Raw genomic sequence first — 18,257 nt, forward strand, 5'->3', positions numbered from 1 at the left:
GTTAGGCTATTTTAAAATGATTTTCTTAGTTGCTGTTTTACCATTCATATTCATGTTTAAAAGATAAATACCCTGTGCATAGCCATCTAAATCTAATTGATAAGAATTGTCTGTAATATTTTTCTTAGTAAAAACTTGTTTACCTGTAATATCAAAAACTCTTATGCTTAAAGCTTCACCGGTGTTCCAACTAATGTTAAAAACACTTTCTGACGGATTTGGGTAAATTGCTATATTATTGAGTGTACTAAAGCTATCTGTAGAAAGCACACCGTTAATAACTAAGTTGTCTATTACTACGCCTTCTTCGTTTACTTCGGCATCTGCTGCAAATTTAAATCTGAAAACAATGTTTGCTTCATTTGTAAAAGGAGCTAAATCATAACTGTAATCTCTTACAGTTGCATTTGTTAAATTGTCATTTGGATTTACATCTTCTCCTTCACCTGTCCATTGATTCCCGGGTATACCATTAGCGGTAGAAGAACTATTATACCAATTTGGGTCGTTAGCAGTTCCTAGCGTCTCCCAGTTTGCTCCAAAGTCTGTAGAGTATTCTACAACCATGTAATCCCAATCTTCTTCTATGTCAAATGCCATTTTAAATGCAAGTTCTGGGTTACTTATTGAAGATAAATCATAACAGTTTGTGTATAAATATCCAGTGGTTTGATTTGGGTAGTTGTTTCTAGTATTTGTAGCGTATGCATTTGAGCCTACAGGGTTGTTTAATAATGTTTTAGTTACATTACCTCTCATCCACATTGAGCTATTTGTTGTACCTATTAGAAGTTCATCATCAGAACTTTCAAAAGTGTTAACAGAAAGTGGTGTTGTATTATTTATGTTTATTGAAAAGTTTGCACTCCCTTTATTGTTCTGAAATGCGTCATTAGAAATTGTAGTTTCAACTTCTAACGTGTGAACTCCAATCGTTAAATTATTTAGTTCTGGTAAGTTTACATTTGTAGTTTGTTCAGAATCTAAATTACCTGTCCAATTGAATGACTCTGTGGCTCCGTTATCAATTTTATAATTAATAGTAGCAGTAGTAAGAGTATTGACTCCTTGGTTCTTTATAGTTATTTCAGGAGTAACATTATTATTACAATTTATTCCGTTAGTAGGGTTGTTAATAGATATTAAACGAATATCGTTTGGAGGGAGTTGCCTTGGTATATCGGACATAAAAACACCTCTACCATAAGTTGCAGCAATTAGTTTTGAGTCTTCCTCGTTAATTGCTAAATCTATTACTTGTGTATTTGGTAGTCCTGTATCAAAAGTTTGCCATTCACTTTCATCATCATTAATAAAATAAACACCCAGTGCTGTACCAACATAAATAGTATTGTTTCCACTTCTTAAATGGTGTTTAACAATAAGTTTAGGCTCAAGAGGTAGGTTGCCTGAGATATTTGTTGAAGTTGGAAAGGAAGCAAGTATGTTTGTGCTTTTAATTACACCACTCGTTCCTGTTAACCAAATTGTATTTGAATCTGAATTACTAACCTCAATTGAGGTTATGTTTCCAACAGAAATACCACCTAATCTTTCAAAATTGACTCCTCGATCTGTACTTCTATATAGGTCTGTAGATCTTGCTACATAAATGTTGTCATTATTGTTTGGGTCAATTTCAATATGTGCTAAATCGCCTCCAAAATTACCATTACTTCCTGTTGAAACTAGCGACCATGCGTTGCCTACAAGTTTATAAAGGCTATTGTAACCAGCATATAGCTCTCCATCAGTATTAATTGCTAATGGGGTAACCCAAGCACCTCCTTGTGTGTTAGGATTGAAATCATGAGTTTCTCCACTTGGAGGGTTAATTACACTAGTTCTACTTTCCCCTGAGTTCTCAGTAATATGTAATTGTGCGCCATATTGTATAAAACCATAATATTTATTTTCATTATTAGGATCAACAATACCTTCCATTCCATCGGCGCCATGGTAGTTTCTCCATTCACCGTTTTTGTATCCAAACCCACCATTATCTTGTAGACCTCCAGCAATTGCTTGGTAATTTTGTTGAGATACAGATATTCTATAAAACTGACTAATTGCTAGGTTTTTGGTTAAATCTGTGAAATTTAACCCCTCATCAGTTGAAACATATATTCCTCCATCCGTACCTGCGAAAAATTTACCATCAATAAAACGCATGAAATGTATATCTGCATGTGTGTAAGAGTTTTGGTTTGGGTTATCCCAAAAGTTTAATCTGGTAAAGCTAAGCCCACCATTTGTAGATTTATATATATCTAGTACTCCTACATAAACTATCTCGGGGTTGTTAGACGATACTGTTAAAGCTAAATCATACCAAGCTTGTGTGCTTCCGCCAAACATACTTCCTGTTGTAGATTTTGTAAATGAGTTTCCACTGTTCGTGGATTTGTAAAAACCATTAAAAGTACTTCCATTTCCAGCACTTACTACATAAACATAATTGTTATTAGCAGATGTTACGCCCATAGTTAATCTAGAAGAGGCACCTAAATTAGGTAGGGTTATTTCTGAAAAACTATCTCCGTTATTTGTAGATTTATAGAAAGAATTATTAGAAACGGCGTACCAAGTTGTTGGATCATTGGGTTTCATCTTTAGATCTCTAATTCCTTGTGTTGATATTTCACTTAGAACAGTTGTCCAAAAATTCCCACCATCTGTAGATTTATGAACACCAGTACTAGTTGCAACCATAATAGTTTCATTATCATTTGGGTTAATGAAGATTTCATTCATGGAATTTGGTTCCCCAGGAATTGCCCCAGTTGGATTCCAGCTAGTACCTCCATCTGTAGACTTCCATACACCAACTGAATATGAGTCACTTGCGTCATCATCACCAGTAGCAATATAAATAATATTTGAATCTGTTGGGTGTATTGCAATTCCTGATACTCCAATTTGTGGGAGTTCATCAGTTAAAGGAGACCAATCTAAACCAGCATTTGTAGACTTCCATAAACCTCCAGCAGGAGTTCCAACATAATATGTGTTAGAATCACTTGGGTCTACTGCAATTGCATTAACTCGACCTTGACCTGTTTGTTTGGCATTAGTTGCGTTGTAAGTGTTTGAGTTTGTATAAGGTCCAAGAGGAGTCCAATTACTTAGGTCGGCTCTTGCTTCTGTGCTTTGATTTAATTCTTTTTTCTGTCTCCATGCATTTAATAAACTCTCTTTAGATTTAATTGTTCCGTCTGCATTTAAGTTTCTAGACCAATTGTATTGCCATCTTTTAAAAGGTTTATATCCACTACCTTTTTTTTCTACATCAATTGTGCTAAAATAAGCTTCAGCAGCAGTAGAAACCTCTTCTAAAGTAGGGTTGCTATTTCTTTGTGTATTTACGTTATTAGTAGTCCATGGTGCATTTTCTAGAATCTGACTAATAGATAATGTTGAAGCTAATAGAAAGGTAAGGGTAATTATTTTTTTCATATCTATGGAGTTATTTTTTAATGAAATCTTTTAATTTAGTCGTCAAAAATAGTGAATCTTTCACTTTATTTATGTTAATGACCTGATTTATATTATCATTTGGTACTGTTACTGAAAGAACATAGTGTTTTAGTTTCCAGTTATTTCCTTTTTTTTCAAGAACACCTGATCCTCTAGAGATTCCCATCCAAGTATTCAATAGTTCGTCAAACCAAGCAAAATCATTACTTTCATTTATATAAATATTTCTTTCTAAAGGTTGAAAACTCCAAGCCTTTCCTTTATCAAAATAAGGTTTGCTAAATTTTGAAAATTGTGATTTACTCCAGTTTTCACTAGCATCAGTGCCAATAAAAACAGAGATGCTATCCATTATATTAAAATAATTTTCAAAATTAGCTTCAGATGCAGCTTTATGCCAGTTGTTTACCGTGTTGGTTATTTGCTGTTTTGTTAATTTTGTTTCTTCAGGGTTAATTATAGTTTGTTCTTTTTTACAAGCAGAAATTAAGCTAAAAAAAAGAATCATTAAAAACACTTTTTTCATTAGTTATCTTTTTTAGTAGGGATTTTTTTAAACTTACTTTTAGCATTTTGGTTGCCTAAAGTTAATTTTTTTAAACCTTTGGTATTGGTATTGGTATTGGTATTGGTATTGGGTTTGGTTTGTTGTTTTTTGACCCTTTCTTTTTTTACAGGTAAAGTATCGGTTTGGTAATTGTTGTCGTCAATTAAAACAGCATCTTCAAATCTTTTTTGAGAATATAATGTGTTAATTTTTTGATTAAGGCTGCCAAAAACTTCAATTATTTTTAAGATTTGTGTATTAACTTCTTCTGCTTTAATGGCAGAAATATAAGTCATGTCAACCAATCTAAAAGCTTCGTTTTCTAAAACATTAATTCTAGTATTAAAGGCACCAATTTCAAGGATTTTTGGTTTAACACTATCTTTTAAACTTGCAATTAGGTCTTTTAGCTCAATGGCGTTGTTTAGGGCTTCATTTGGAGATATCTTATCAAACCTTTCTAAAAAAGAGGTCAGTACCTCGTATTCTTTCCAATTTGGAATATTCTTTTTAGAAAATTGATCTAGATTATCCGGCTTAGGAAAGTCTATAGCAATACTTAGCTCTGGTTTTTTAATATTTTCTTTTTGTTCTTGTATGTTTTTTTCACATCCTAAGAAAGAACAGAATAAGATTATAAGAAGTGCGGCTTTTTTCACTTTTAAAGATTAAAGTTAATCCAGTAAAATTACGTTTTTTTTTAATGTTTAAACTCAATAAAAAGTTAATCCTTAAAAATCAGTAAACTACAAATTCAATTTGTGATATATTAAATTATGTCTATGTTATTTTGTGAATACATTAATTTTGTACCTTTGAACCATCTAATTTTTTTGATTATCATAAAATGAATGAAACCATATTAATACTTGGTGCTTGTGGTCAAATTGGTAATGAACTTACCGAAAAACTTCGAGCTATATATGGAAGCAATAATGTAATTGCTTCAGACATTAGAGATTGTTCTGCTCAAATGAAATCTGGCCCTTTTGAAATTATAGATGCTACAGATAAAGAGACTATTTTAAAAATAGTAAAGAAATATAAAGTAACACAAGTATACTTGTTAGCGGCAATGTTATCAGCAACTGCAGAAAAGTTTCCGCAAAAAGCTTGGGATTTAAACATGAATTCTCTTTTGGCTGTATTAGATTTGGCAAAAGAAAAACATATAAATCAAGTGTATTGGCCAAGTTCTATTGCTGCTTTTGGGCCAACTTCACCTAAGATTAATACACCTCAGTCTACTGTTATGGAACCATCAACAGTTTACGGAATTAGTAAAAGAACAGGAGAGTTTTGGTGCGAGTACTATCATAAAAACTATGGAGTTGATGTAAGAAGTTTACGTTATCCAGGCGTAATTTCATGGAAAACAAAACCTGGTGGAGGTACAACTGATTACGCTGTCGATATTTATTTTAAAGCGTTAGAAGAACAAAGGTATGAATGCTTTTTAGCTGAAAACACTTGTCTGCCAATGATGTATATGGATGATGCTGTAGATGCAACCATAAAAATTATGCAAGCAGATTCTAAAGATATTAAAATTAGAACTTCGTATAATTTAGCTGCAATAAGTTTTACGCCTGCTCAAATAGCTTCAGAAATAAAGAAACATGTTCCGAATTTTGAGATTACATACAAACCGGATTTTAGACAGAAAATTGCAGATAGCTGGCCACAAATTATAGATGATTCTTGCGCAAGAGAAGATTGGAATTGGCAACATAAGTTCGATTTAAAATCTATGACAAACGATATTCTAAAAAATTTACAGGCACAAAAAAACCAACATTTAGAAGAGGTGTAAGATGTTTACTTTAAGTACGTCAAAAGGAATATGAAAAAAGTAATTGAAGAAAGTTTACAAAATGCCATTTCTTATTTAGAGTATAGAGAATTGGTGAGTAATTTATTAGCTGAAGGAAAATCAACTGGGCCAAATCAATCAGAAGATATATTAAATTATAGTTTGTTAAACGATAGAAGAATGAAGCGTTTAGATAAAACTATTTCTATTTCTGAAGAAACTAAAATGGCTTTACATAAAGTAAAAACTCCACAAACTTGGTTAGTTCTTACAGAAGGTTGGTGTGGAGATGCTGCTCAAAATTTGCCAATTATCAATAAAATTGCTGAAGAAAATGAAAATATAAATCTAAAATTAGTTTTAAGAGACGAAAATTTAGAATTAATGGATCATTTTTTAACTAATGGAGGTCGTTCTATACCAAAATTAGTTGCCTTGGATTCAGATAATAATGTAATTGAAACTTGGGGCCCAAGACCAACAATAGCAACACAAATGGTTGCTGATTATAAAGAAGCTAACGGAGGGCTAGATGCTGAGTTTAAGAAAGATTTACAAGTTTGGTACAACAAGAACAAAAGTTTAAATTTACAAGAAGATATGGTTTCGTTATTGAGGTAATCGTTCAATAACAATTAAAAGTGGAAAATCCGTTTAAAGTAAGTGCTTTAGACGGATTTTCTTTTACCTATATTTGCCACATGTTTGTACCGTTCGAAAACTTATCAGAAGAAGCTAAAGTTTGGATTTATCCATCTAGCAGAAAATTTTATCAGCCAGAAATTCCAGAATTGGAAAAAAAGATTGAAGATTTTATAACTAATTGGAAAAGTGATGATGAAAGTTTTAAAGTTTCATATCAATTAAAATACAGTAGATTTATTATCTTTTCTGCGGAAGGAAGCTCGGCTTTATCAAATGCAGATATTGATGCGCAAGTTGCTTTTATTATTCAGTTGCAGCAAGATTATAAGGTTGAATTGTTAGATAAAATGAATGTTTGCTTTAAGCAAGGCGAATATGTGCAGTACAAAGATTTAAAAGACTTTAAAAAACTTGTAAAAAACAAAGCTGTAAACGAAAAATCTATAGTTTTTGACAATTTAATTACTTCAAAATCCGAATTTGAATATTATTGGGAACTTCCAATAACTGATAGTTGGTATAAACGTTTTCTGTAAAAAATGTAATTTTATTTCAGAAGAGTAACATTTCTTTTTAATTATGCTGTAACACTTCTTTCTTTTTCCGTCATATAAATAAAAATTATGGCAGGAGAAGGACATATGAATGCAGTAAACAAAGTGCTGCAAAAAAATCTGCAAAAATCAATAGATAGAAGAAAGAGTTATAAAAACTCCATAGTTTCCATGAATTCTAATTCAGAACTCAAATTTAAAGAGATATCAAATGACAAGCTTGAAAAGTTAAAACATAAAATAAGAATTGAATCTAAAAAGCATCAGCAAAAAATGTTTTGGATTTTTGTTTTACTAACGATTATTGTAATTACTTTATTCTATTTTTTGTTTTCTGATTTTAATATAGATTTTTCAATATTTTCTAGGCGTCGTTAAGTTGTTCAATAAATCCTTCTATACTTTGTGCATTTTCTGTTGAAAAATCACCAATTTTTGTACGTCTTAATGTAGACAAATGTGCGCCAGAGTTTAAAGCAATTCCGTAATCGTAAGCAATAGAACGTATGTAAGTTCCTTTGCTACAAACAATTCTAAAATCTACTTTAGGTAAATTAATATTTGTAATTTCAAACTCGTTAATTTCTACTTCACGCGCTTTAATTTCTGTAGTTTCACCTTTTCTAGCTAATTCGTATAAACGTTTTCCATCTTTTTTAATTGCTGAAAAAATAGGTGGTTTTTGTTGAATTTTACCTAGAAATTGTTTGGTAGTTTTGTGTAATAAATCTTCCGTAATATGTTCTGTGGTAAAAGTTTCGTTTACTTCGGTTTCTAGATCGTAACTTGGTGTAGTTGCGCCAATTGTAAAAGTACCTGTATATTCTTTTATTTGCCCTTGATATTCGTGAATATTCTTAGTTTGTTTACCTGTACAAATAATTAATAAGCCAGTTGCTAACGGGTCTAAAGTACCTGCATGCCCAACTTTTATTTTTTTGATGTTAAATTGTTGCTTTATGTGCCAACGCAATTTATTTACTACTTGAAACGATGTCCATTCTAGCGGTTTATCAATCAATAAAATTTGTCCGTTTTTGTAATCTTCAAGCGTTTTTGTCATGCTAAAATTATTGCATTAAAGAATATACAATTGCAATAATACCTACAATTGCACAGTAAATAGAGAAGTAAGAAAGTTTACTTTTCTTAACTAAAGCAATCATCCAATTACAAGCAACTAAACCAGCTAAAAATGCTGCAATAAAACCAGCAGACATTGGTAAAGCTTCTGCACTAGAAAAATTAATATCGCCACTTAAAAGGTCTTTAGCTACTTTTCCGAAGATTAAAGGAACTACCATTAAAAATGAGAATTTTGCAGCTTTTGTTCTGTCTATTCCTAATAAAACAGAAGTAGAAATTGTTGCGCCAGATCTAGAAATACCAGGCAACATTGCAATTGCTTGAGAAATACCAATAATTATAGCATTTGTTATAGAAACTTTTTTGTCTGTTTTCTTTGCTCTATCTGCAAGTAAAAGTAAAACTGCGGTTACTAATAACATTAGACCCACTAATAATATTTTTCCGCCGAAGAAAGATTCTAATTCTTCTTCAAAAAGTAACCCGATAATTACAGCGGGAATCATAGAAACAATTATTTTTAAAGAGAATTCTGTTTGTTCATTCCATTTAAATTGAAATAAACCCTTAAGAATTTCGGCAACCTCTTTTCTAAAAACTACCAAAGTACTTAATGCAGTTGCGGCGTGTAAAACAACAGTAAAAGTTAAGCTTTCTTCTGGTACAGAATTGTCTCCTAAAATAGCTTTTGCAAGCTCTAAATGTCCGCTTGAAGAAACAGGTAAAAATTCGGTTAATCCTTGAATAATTCCAAGAACAATAGCTTCAATAATATCCATTATTTTTTAGGGTTTAATAAGATTGCGTAAATTTCTATTCCAAGCCCAATTATAACTAATGTTGGCGCTAAACGGATTCTTCTCCAGTTGTAAATTTCTTCATTAAATACATTTGGGTCGTCGCTTCCGCCACCTGCCATTAATATAAAGCCAAGTGAGATTACAGCAATTCCTATAAGCATAAATAAGTAATTCTTTTTTCCAAAGAGAAACTCTTCTTTTTGAATATTGTTATCTTTTTTCATCTTAATAATAAAGTTCGTCTGTTTGTAAATTTAAAAAACGCTGGGTAGCAAAAAAGGTGCTTATCCAAGTAATTATAAAAGCTGTTAGTAATACTCCTCCAACTAAATATCCTAAAGAAATATAATCTTTTACTAGTTCTAAAGCGGGTATAAATTTATCTACATAATAGATAACTGCGGCTAAACCAAGTAAAGCAATTACAGAACCTAAGATTCCTAATTTTATACTTTGCCAAATAAATGGTTTTCTTATAAAACGTTTTGTTGCACCAACCATTTGCATGGTTTTTATATTGAATCTCTTAGAGTAAATTGATAATCTAATTGAGCTATTGATTAAAATAATAGCAACTAAGCCGAAAAACCCACTTAAAACTAACAGCCAAAAACTAATTCGTTGTATGTTTTTGGTAAGTAATTGAATTAAGGGTTTGTCGTAAGAAACTTCAGTAATTAAGTTGTTTTTATTGAAGTCAGCTTCTATAATTGTCATTTTTTCGGGAGTAACAAAATCAGCATTTAAGTAAATATCGATTCCGTTTTTTAACGGATTCTCACCAAGAAATTTCAAAAAATCTTCACCAATATCTTTAGAATATGCTTTTGCAGCTTCTTCTTTGGTTATATAATAAATGTTTTTAGTGAAAGGTTCTTTTAGTAAGGAAGCTCTTAAGGTTTCTGTTTGTTCTTTTGTAACATCATCTTTTAAGAAAAGAGTCATGGCAACTTTTTCTTTAAAATGATTAGCAACTTTAGTCGATTTTAATAAAACTAAGCCTAAAATTCCAAGCATAAACAATACTAGAGCAATACTTATTACTACAGATATGTAGGAAGATTGCAAACGTCGTTTTTGATAAGAATCGAAAGAAGAGGCCATTTTTTAGTTCAATTTTCTGCTTGGCAAGATACTAATAAGTTGGCAGTAAGCAAGTATGCAGTTTATAGTAAATTTGTTAAAAATTATTCAATTTCTTGGCATAATTCAATTAAAACTCCATTTGTGGTTTTTGGATGTAAAAAAGCAACTAATTTATTGTCTGCACCTTTTTTTGGTGTTTCATTTAAAACCGTAAAACCCTCTTGTTGTAGCCGTTTAATTTCTGAGTTTATATCTTTAACTGCAAATGCAATATGATGAATTCCTTCACCTTTTTTCTCTATAAATTTTGCAATTGGACTATTTGGATTTGTAGCTTCTAACAGTTCAATTTTATTTGGACCCGATTTAAAAAAGGAGGTTTTTACACCTTCAGAAGCAACTTCTTCAATTTTATAATGTTTTTTACCAAACAAAGAAGCAAATAATACATTTGATTCTTCTAAATTTTTTACTGCAATACCAATGTGCTCTATTTTTTCCATAAGGTAAAAGTATAAAAAACAAAAACACCTTTTATAAAATAAAAGGCGTTTTTAGCAATTTCCCCTGAAAATTTCATTAGTGCTCTGCATCAATAAAACATAGTACAAAGGTTAAGTAACACTCAGTTATATACAAGAGTAGTAACCTTGTAATGTTAAAAGTGTATTTACCTTATAGTTTAGGGTGTTTTTCCTGTTTTATTTCTTGTGAAGATGATTAAGTGTTTGATTTTCAGTAGTTATTTGAAGAATGAATTCGTTGATTGTAAATGATGCTAAAAAATAATACACTATTTTAGAACATAATTTTAAACCAAACTAATTATGAAAACTAACCGATTAGCACTTGTAGGTGCTATTATTGTGATGGGACTTTTAGGCTCTTGTGAAAAAAAATGTGATTGTGATAATCAAAGCTTTACACCACCAGATGGTACTTTTTGTTATACAGATGAAGGTAGGCAAAAAGAAATGTTAAACTATTCTGAAATTGTTGACATGTTAACAGAATATAACAAAACTAGGCAAATTCCTTTAGAAAAAGCCTTAGGTTACCAAGATACGCGTATAAATAATTTTAATTTTGAACAATTTAAAAAGTATTTAGGCTATATAGAGCACTTAAGTGATTCAGCAAAAATTAAAATAACAGGTATTAGTTTTGTTTCTGCTGCAAAAGCTAATTATCTTGGAGAAGGGAAAAGCTATCAAAGTTTAATTTATATGCCAACTACATTAATTAATGGTAAACAAGTTGCTTTTGATCCTGTGCAATCAGTAAAACAAGGGAAACTTGTAACCGTAAAGCAAATATTAGCTAAATATAATTATAATTGGCCATATGGTAAAAAAATGAACTCAGAACAAATGAAAGTAATGCATCAAAAATCAACTTTAAAAGAAGATGATTTAGAAAGTGGTGCAGGAAATAAAGGGCAGTTATCACCACCAATGAATTAAAAAGTCATGAAGATTGATGTTTCTTCTTTTGGTCTATTATCGCAAATAATAGTATTTATAGTATGCTTATTTTTTTATATAAGACATAAGACTATATATTTATTACTTTTAACACTATTGTTACTTTCAACTGTTATAGTTGAAGGTGTTGGAGCGTATCTTATTTATAGAAATGTAAGCACTAGTTTTATGTACCATTATGTATATACTTTAATTGAATTACTAATTATTTCTTTATTGTTTAAAAAGGTTTTAAAGAGGAAAAATATTTTTATATTTCTAGGTGTTATTTTTATAATATTTTGGGTAGTAGTATTTTTTAAAAATAATTTATATGCTTATCTTGTAATTTTAGAAAGTACCATTATTAGCCTTTATAGTTTTTTATATCTAAGAGAAATATTGATGACTAATAAAATATTAAATTATAAAAAACTCTTACCCTTTTGGGTTTCTGCTGGTTTTTTAATATTTTATTTACCATCAATTCCTTTTTTTTCTTTTTTAAGCCTTATGAGCGATAGAGGTTTGTTCCCTATTTTAAACGTGTTAATAATTCTTATGAATATAATTTTAATCTACGGGTTAATATGGAGTGAGAAAGAAGTAAAATATTAACTTTATTATAACAAAATGAGTGTCTCAAATATTGGATTAACATCTCAGATATTAGTTGCAATTTTAAGTGTTGTACTCATAAAAAAATACAAGTCGCCCTTTTATTTATTTTTGTGTATTTTTTTTATAGTTGCCGTTTTTACAGAGCTTATGGGAGCTTATAATGTTGATAGATATAGAGCTGGAAAATCTACTTTTAATCACTTGCCTTTAGCTGCTTTCTTGCAATTTAACTCATTAGCTTTAATGTATATGAAGCTAATAAGAAAGAATAGATGGATTAAAATTATTTTAGGATTAAGTGTGTTGTTTAGCGTGTCCTGCATTGTTGTTTATTTTCATTACGATATGTTTTCTTATTTATTAGTATTTGGATGTTTAAATACAAGTTTGTTTTCTTTTTTATATCTTAGAGAGTTGCTTTTATCGGATAAGATTTTAAATTATAAAAAACATTTTCCCTTCTGGGTTTCTGTTGGTTTATTGGTTTTCTATTTGCCAACCATTCCATTTTTTATAAATATGCCTTTTATGAAAGGTAGGAGTCTGTTTTTTTTGTTAGAGTTGTTAATTGTTTTTATGAATTTATTTATAATGTATGGGTTGTTATGCAGCAAGAAGGAAGTAAAATACTAATAATATCAACTTTAATAATTGTAGTAGTAATAGTTTTTTTAATTATTCTTTTTACAGTATTTCAACGTCGTAAAAACAAGTTGTTAGAAGAAAAAGAAGACCAGAAAAAGAGGTTTGAAAGAGAAATTGGAGAATCACAAATAGAAATTAGAGAACAAACATTAAGAAATATAAGTTGGGAATTACATGATAATATTGGGCAACTTTTAACTCTAGCCAAGATACAGTTGCAAAATGCTACAGAAGATAGTATACCAGAAATTTCAGAAACTATAACAAAGAGTTTAACCGAGTTAAGAATATTATCTAAACTAATAAACCCAGAATTTATAAAAAATATTGAATTAAAAGACGCTATTCAATTAGAAGTTGATAGGTTTAATAGACTTAATTTTCTTGAATCTAAACTAATTGTAAATGGAGAAAGTAGAATTTTAGATCAAAAAGCCGGAATTATAATATTTAGAATGCTCCAGGAGTTTTTTTCAAATACAGTAAAACACTCAAAAGCAACTAAGTTAGATGTTGAGTTAACGTACACGGAAACCGAATTAAAGATTAAGGCTGAAGACAATGGAATAGGATTCGATACTAGAAAAATTAAGGATAATGGTATCGGGTTAACTAATATAAAAAAGAGAGCAGAAATAATAGGTGCTTTAGCAAATTTAACATCAATTCCAGATAAAGGCACCTATTTAATTATAAATCATTATTTTTAACAAAAAAAGAATATAGAATACCCCAAAAACTTCCCCTAAATCTATTCCTTTTTTAAATTTAAGTCCCTTACAACCAAACTGTATAACCAAAAACTACTAAAATGAAATACTCAGTTGTTGTTGTAGACGATCATACTTTATTGTCCCAGGCAATAGAAGGTATGGTTAATACTTTTGATAAATTCAAAGTATTATACACATGTAAAAACGGAAAAGAATTAGCGGACAAATTTTCCGCTTCGCCTAAAAACATCCCAGACATTGTACTGGTAGATGTTAATATGCCTGTAATGAATGGTATTGAAACTACTGAGTTGATAGTTGAAAAATACTCCAACGTTCATGTAATGGCTTTGTCAGTAGAAGATGCAGATGGCACAATTTTGAAAATGCTAAAAGCAGGAGCGGCTGGCTATTTATTAAAAGACACCAAAAAAGAAATCTTAGAAACCGCATTATTAGAAATGATGGACAATGGTTTTTATCATACCAAAGATGTTACAAACTTATTAATAGATTCCGTTTCTGGTAGAGGTAATAATGGTCATAAGTTTAAGGATAACGAATTAACGTTTATGAAGTTAGCTTGCACAGAATTAACTTATAAGGAAATTGCTGATAAAATGTTTTTAAGTCCAAAAACTATTGATGGTTATAGAGATTGTTTATTTACTAAACTAAATGTACGTAACCGTGTTGGTTTAGTAATGTATGCGGTTAGAAATAAAATTTACACTCCTTAAGTTTAGTTTTTAATAGTTAATAACTAGTATTAGTAGTAGTTTGTTAAGTAATTAGTATTTTTGCACCATGGAAGAAACTAATAGACAACGAAAAATTGCTGGTGTATTACAGAAAGACTTGGTAGATGTACTGCAAAAAGCAGCGCAAGAAGGTATGCAAGGTGTTATTATTTCTGTATCTAAAGTACACGTTACTTCAGATTTAGGAATAGCTAAAGTATATCTAAGTGTTTTTCCTTCAAAAAATAGAGAAGATATAATTGCTGGTGTAAAATCTAATACAACACTAATTCGTCATGAATTAGCGCAGCGTACAAGACATCAATTAAGAAGAATGCCAGAATTGTTGTTTTTTGGAGACGATACTTTGGATTATATTGAAGAAATTGATAAATCCTTAAAAGGAGGAGATGTAGATCCTATTAAAAACCCAGGTGTACTTCCACGTAGAAAGAAAAAATAGTATTCATTTTACAGAAGCAGTAAAAAGTTTGCTGTACTTAATTTGTTAAATAAAGTTTTCAGTTACTCACCACAAATAAAAAAAAATTAAGTTTCCGCACTACATAGCTAAAAGGTATTTATTCGCTAAAAGCGGAAATAATGCAATTAATATAATAACTATAATTGCTACTTTTGGTGTAATTGTTGGTTCACTAGCCTTATTTATAATATTATCTGGTTTTTCAGGATTAAGAACTTTTAGTTACTCGCTTTTAGATGCTTCAGATCCCGATTTAAAAATAACATCTATAAAAGGTAAAACTTTTCTATTTACTGATGATGAACAACAAGTTCTTCTTAATAATTCAAATATTACTACATTTAGTAAAGTAGTTGAAGAGCGCGTTTTTTTACAATATAATAACAAACAACATATAGCTTATATAAAAGGAGTAGATGATAAATACAATGAAGTTGTAGCAATAGACTCTGTTTTAAATGTTGGTACTTGGTTAGATTCTGAATTTCAAAACACTGCTGTTATTGGGAACGGAATTTCCTATAAATTATCTCTCGGAATACTTAATTTTGGAGAGCCTTTAACTATTTCTGTGCCCAAGCCCGGAAAGGGATTTATAAATCCGGCAACTGCATTTAGAAGTGTTAAGACACAAATTATTGGCGTTTATGGAGGCTCAGAAGAGTTTCAGAATAAGTATGTTTTTACTGAAATAAACACAGCACAGGAGTTGTTGCGATATGACAAAAATCAACTTACAGGAATAGAGATAAGACTGAACAATGCTTTGCTTTCAAAAGATGTTCAAGAAGAATTACAATTGAAATTAGGTAATTCTTTAAAAGTTGAAACAAGAGAGCAGTTAAATGAATTGTATTATAAAGTAATAAATTCAGAAAACTTTATCTCGTATTTAATATTTACTTTAATTGTAATAATTGCACTTTTTAATGTAATTGGCGCAGTAATTATGATGATTATTGATAAAAGAAAAAACCTAAAAACCTTAGCTAATTTAGGAGCAACAGTAAAAGAAATCAAGCAAATATTTGTAACTCAAGGTTTTTTACTTACACTTTTCGGAATGGCAATTGGTTTGTTTATTGGAGTAGTTTTAGTGTTACTTCAAAAAGAGTTTGGCTTTTTTATGATTACTCAAAATTTACCGTATCCAGTAGATTTTAAGTGGTTTAACCTATTTGTAGTTATTGCAACAATTTCCGTACTTGGTTTTATTGCTGCAAAAATTGCAAGTTCAAGAATTTCTGCTAATTTTATTGAAAAGTAATTTACCTAATTTCAGGTATAATCATATTTCCAAATTTACTTTCAACTTCATCAAAAGCAGCAAAAACATCTTTTGGATCGTCTGAAGTAACCATTTTCATTCTATATTCTTTAAAATGAGGAATTCCTTTAAAGTAGTTTGTGTAATGTCTTCTGGTTTCAAAAACACCTAAAACAGGACCTTTCCAATCAATTGCCATTTGTAAATGTCTACGTGCCATTTCTACACGCTGTGCAATTGTTGGTTTTGCTAAATATTCTCCAGTTTTAAAATAGTGTTTTACTTCGTTAAAAAACCAAGGATAACCAATAGAAGCTCTACCAATCATGCAGCCATCTAAACCGTATTTATCGCGCATTTCCATTGCTTTTTCAGGAGAAGTAACATCGCCATTTCCAAAAACAGGAATGTGCATTCTTTGGTTGTTTTTTACAGCAGCAATAGGTTTCCAATCAGCATCACCTTTATACATTTGAGCACGTGTTCTTCCATGAATAGAAATTGCTGCACAACCAACATCTTGTAAACGTTCTGCAACTTCTACAATTCTAATAGAATCGTGATCCCAACCCAAACGAGTTTTTACAGTTACAGGTAAATTAGTGTGTTTTACCATAGCTTCTGTAAGAGAAACCATTAAATCGATGTCTTTTAAGATTCCAGCTCCAGCTCCTTTAGAAACCACTTTTTTAACAGGGCAACCAAAATTGATGTCAATAATATCTGGGTTCGATTTCTCAACAATTTCAACCGTTTTTAGCATTGAATCTAAATTGGCACCAAAAATCTGAATTCCAACTGGACGTTCTTTTTCGTAAATGTCCAATTTCATAACACTTTTTGCAGCGTCACGAATTAACCCTTCCGAAGAAATAAATTCAGTGTAAACAACATCTGCACCATTTTCTTTACATAAAGCTCTAAACGGAGGATCCGAAACATCTTCCATTGGTGCTAATAAAAGCGGAAAGTCTGGAAGTTCTATGTTACCAATTTTTACCATGCTGCAAATTTACTTTTTTTATGTGAATGAAAAAACCTGCTAAATTTAAAATTTAACAGGCTAATTAATTTTGTGAAATAAATATTAAAACTGAATTTCAGTAATTACTTTTTTCCCTTTTCTATCAATCGTAACCTTTGTTTTATCACCTTCTTTAAAAACAGCTAAAGCTTTCATGTAAGTCATCATGTCTGTAACTTCATTTTTCCCAAGTTTTATAACTATATCACCTTTTTGTAAGCCAGCTTTTTGTGCTGGTTTTTCTTCGGAAACTCCATCGATACGCATTCCTTTCCCATCAAACATATAATCAGGAATTACACCTAAACCGACTTTAAATCTTGGTGTTTCTTCACTTTCGTTTTTTGTTTTTCTGAAAGCAAGTTTTCCATTGTCATTTAAATCTGTAATAATATTAAAGATGTACGTAGAAATTGTTTCCATTCCCTCATAATTCAGTTTTTCAGAATCGTCACCAGGTTTATGATAATCTTCATGTTGGCCCGTAAAAAAATGTAAAACAGGAATATCTGCTAAATAAAAACTTGTATGATCACTTGGCCCAACTCCAGATTCTTTTTGAATCAATTTAAAATTATCGTTATGAGATTTTAAAGTCTGTTTAAAAATAGGCGAAGTTCCTGTTCCGTAAACAGCCAAAGCAGAATCTTTTTTTAATCGACCAACCATATCCATATTAATCATATAAGAAACAGATTTAGTGTCAATAGTTGGGTTTTTCATAAAGTAATTAGAACCTAAAAGGCCCATTTCTTCACCAGAAAAAGCCATAAATAAGTAGTTATTCTTGGTGTTCTTCTTTTTTAATTTTGAAGCTAAATTTAAAAGGATAGCAATACCAGAAGCATTGTCATCTGCACCGTTATGAATTGCTTTTATAGAATCTCTATACAAAGAGCCTTCGCCACCATAACCTAAATGATCGTAGTGAGCGCCAATAATTACGGTATTTTTTGCTTTGTTATTAATAAAACCTATAACATTATTTCCGGTAATAGTTCCGTCTCCATTTACATCAAATTGTACTTCACCGTGTGGATTTGTCTTTGGTTTAAATGAAAAAGGTTGTAAATAATCGTTTGTGCCTTTAGGTTGTAATCCAAGGTTTTTAAAACGTTTTGCAATATAAGTAGCAGCTTTTTTTTCGCCTTCTGTTCCTGTTTGTCTTCCTTCTAAAGCATCCGAAGCTAAAAAAGCAACATCCTCTTTAATGGTTACAGGGTTGTTGTTTTCGGTTTTACAAGCAATAAATGCGAAGAAAATCAATAGAATAAATAAACCTCTCATAAGTT

General features: G+C 30.5%; 21 protein-coding genes. 11 read left to right on the forward strand and 10 right to left on the reverse strand.

Annotation, left to right across the window (positions count from 1 at the left end; genetic code table 11):
• Window positions 1-6: 6 nt before the first annotated feature.
• Genes L1S33_RS04570 through L1S33_RS04580 form a run of 3 tightly spaced genes read right to left on the reverse strand, consistent with a single transcriptional unit; the run spans window position 7 to window position 4,683 of the window.
• On the reverse strand, window positions 7-3,456 hold the full coding sequence (locus L1S33_RS04570) for a T9SS type A sorting domain-containing protein (RefSeq protein WP_240561402.1): 3,450 nt from the start codon (window positions 3,454-3,456) through the stop codon (window positions 7-9).
• Between the two features lie 10 nt (window positions 3,457-3,466).
• On the reverse strand, window positions 3,467-4,003 hold the full coding sequence (locus tag L1S33_RS04575; protein WP_240561403.1) for a nuclear transport factor 2 family protein: 537 nt from the start codon (window positions 4,001-4,003) through the stop codon (window positions 3,467-3,469).
• Complete coding sequence (locus L1S33_RS04580) at window positions 4,003-4,683, reverse strand: hypothetical protein (RefSeq protein ID WP_240561404.1); 681 nt, start codon at window positions 4,681-4,683, stop codon at window positions 4,003-4,005. Before L1S33_RS04580 ends, L1S33_RS04575 begins: the two co-directional genes overlap by 1 nt.
• Window positions 4,684-4,871: 188 nt before the next feature.
• Between L1S33_RS04580 and L1S33_RS04585 the strand changes: the two genes are divergently transcribed.
• From L1S33_RS04585 to L1S33_RS04600, 4 genes are all read left to right on the forward strand, one after another.
• Window positions 4,872-5,837: an NAD-dependent epimerase/dehydratase family protein gene (locus tag L1S33_RS04585; protein ID WP_240561405.1), complete on the forward strand. Its 966-nt coding sequence runs from the start codon at window positions 4,872-4,874 to the stop codon at window positions 5,835-5,837.
• A 30-nt stretch (window positions 5,838-5,867) separates the two neighbouring features.
• Complete coding sequence (locus L1S33_RS04590; protein WP_240561406.1) at window positions 5,868-6,458, forward strand: thioredoxin family protein; 591 nt, start codon at window positions 5,868-5,870, stop codon at window positions 6,456-6,458.
• Between the two features lie 20 nt (window positions 6,459-6,478).
• Complete coding sequence (locus L1S33_RS04595) at window positions 6,479-7,018, forward strand: ABC transporter ATPase (RefSeq protein WP_317208771.1); 540 nt, start codon at window positions 6,479-6,481, stop codon at window positions 7,016-7,018.
• Window positions 7,019-7,105: 87 nt separating this feature from the next.
• Window positions 7,106-7,414 carry a hypothetical protein gene (locus L1S33_RS04600; protein WP_240561407.1) on the forward strand — a complete coding sequence of 103 codons (309 nt, stop codon included), beginning with the start codon at window positions 7,106-7,108 and terminating at the stop codon, window positions 7,412-7,414.
• Here L1S33_RS04600 and truB read toward each other — a convergent pair.
• From truB to mce, 5 genes are all read right to left on the reverse strand, one after another.
• The gene (gene truB, locus L1S33_RS04605; RefSeq protein WP_240561408.1) at window positions 7,401-8,099 is read right to left on the reverse strand and encodes a tRNA pseudouridine(55) synthase TruB; all 699 of its coding nucleotides are present in this window, start codon (window positions 8,097-8,099) and stop codon (window positions 7,401-7,403) included. The genes L1S33_RS04600 and truB overlap by 14 nt on opposite strands.
• A gap of 7 nt (window positions 8,100-8,106) precedes the next feature.
• Window positions 8,107-8,901 (reverse strand): undecaprenyl-diphosphate phosphatase, encoded by a 795-nt coding sequence (locus tag L1S33_RS04610; protein ID WP_240553005.1) that lies wholly within the window; start codon window positions 8,899-8,901, stop codon window positions 8,107-8,109.
• Complete coding sequence (locus L1S33_RS04615; RefSeq protein ID WP_240561409.1) at window positions 8,901-9,146, reverse strand: DUF3098 domain-containing protein; 246 nt, start codon at window positions 9,144-9,146, stop codon at window positions 8,901-8,903. Before L1S33_RS04615 ends, L1S33_RS04610 begins: the two co-directional genes overlap by 1 nt.
• A 1-nt stretch (window position 9,147) precedes the next feature.
• Window positions 9,148-10,026: a cell division protein FtsX gene (locus L1S33_RS04620; protein ID WP_240561410.1), complete on the reverse strand. Its 879-nt coding sequence runs from the start codon at window positions 10,024-10,026 to the stop codon at window positions 9,148-9,150.
• Window positions 10,027-10,109: 83 nt separating this feature from the next.
• Window positions 10,110-10,511, reverse strand: a complete 402-nt coding sequence (gene mce, locus L1S33_RS04625; protein WP_240550736.1) for a methylmalonyl-CoA epimerase — start codon at window positions 10,509-10,511, stop codon at window positions 10,110-10,112.
• Between the two features lie 324 nt (window positions 10,512-10,835).
• Between mce and L1S33_RS04630 the strand changes: the two genes are divergently transcribed.
• The 7 genes from L1S33_RS04630 to L1S33_RS13215 all read left to right on the forward strand — a co-directional run bounded on the left by L1S33_RS04630 (window position 10,836) and on the right by L1S33_RS13215 (window position 15,941).
• Window positions 10,836-11,471, forward strand: a complete 636-nt coding sequence (locus L1S33_RS04630) for a hypothetical protein (protein WP_240550735.1) — start codon at window positions 10,836-10,838, stop codon at window positions 11,469-11,471.
• Window positions 11,472-11,477: 6 nt separating this feature from the next.
• Window positions 11,478-12,089: a hypothetical protein gene (locus L1S33_RS04635; protein ID WP_240561411.1), complete on the forward strand. Its 612-nt coding sequence runs from the start codon at window positions 11,478-11,480 to the stop codon at window positions 12,087-12,089.
• A 15-nt stretch (window positions 12,090-12,104) separates the two neighbouring features.
• A complete protein-coding gene (locus L1S33_RS04640; RefSeq protein WP_240550733.1) occupies window positions 12,105-12,725 on the forward strand; it encodes a hypothetical protein in 621 nt (206 codons plus the stop codon).
• Complete coding sequence (locus L1S33_RS04645) at window positions 12,698-13,447, forward strand: sensor histidine kinase (protein ID WP_240561412.1); 750 nt, start codon at window positions 12,698-12,700, stop codon at window positions 13,445-13,447. Before L1S33_RS04640 ends, L1S33_RS04645 begins: the two co-directional genes overlap by 28 nt.
• A gap of 101 nt (window positions 13,448-13,548) precedes the next feature.
• Complete coding sequence (locus L1S33_RS04650; protein ID WP_240561413.1) at window positions 13,549-14,190, forward strand: response regulator transcription factor; 642 nt, start codon at window positions 13,549-13,551, stop codon at window positions 14,188-14,190.
• Between the two features lie 67 nt (window positions 14,191-14,257).
• Window positions 14,258-14,653, forward strand: a complete 396-nt coding sequence (gene rbfA, locus L1S33_RS04655) for a 30S ribosome-binding factor RbfA (RefSeq protein WP_240561414.1) — start codon at window positions 14,258-14,260, stop codon at window positions 14,651-14,653.
• A gap of 163 nt (window positions 14,654-14,816) precedes the next feature.
• The gene (locus L1S33_RS13215) at window positions 14,817-15,941 is read left to right on the forward strand and encodes an ABC transporter permease (RefSeq protein WP_303435319.1); all 1,125 of its coding nucleotides are present in this window, start codon (window positions 14,817-14,819) and stop codon (window positions 15,939-15,941) included.
• A gap of 1 nt (window position 15,942) precedes the next feature.
• Here L1S33_RS13215 and dusB read toward each other — a convergent pair whose 3' ends face one another.
• Together dusB and L1S33_RS04670 are read right to left on the reverse strand one after the other, a co-directional pair.
• Window positions 15,943-16,944 (reverse strand): tRNA dihydrouridine synthase DusB, encoded by a 1,002-nt coding sequence (gene dusB / locus L1S33_RS04665; RefSeq protein WP_240561415.1) that lies wholly within the window; start codon window positions 16,942-16,944, stop codon window positions 15,943-15,945.
• 84 nt (window positions 16,945-17,028) lie between these two features.
• A complete protein-coding gene (locus L1S33_RS04670; RefSeq protein ID WP_240561416.1) occupies window positions 17,029-18,252 on the reverse strand; it encodes a M28 family peptidase in 1,224 nt (407 codons plus the stop codon).
• Between the last annotated feature and the right edge of the window lie 5 nt (window positions 18,253-18,257).

It is taken from the genome of Tenacibaculum aquimarinum (assembly GCF_022478115.1).
Taxonomy (GTDB): Bacteria; Bacteroidota; Bacteroidia; order Flavobacteriales; family Flavobacteriaceae; genus Polaribacter; species Polaribacter aquimarinum_A.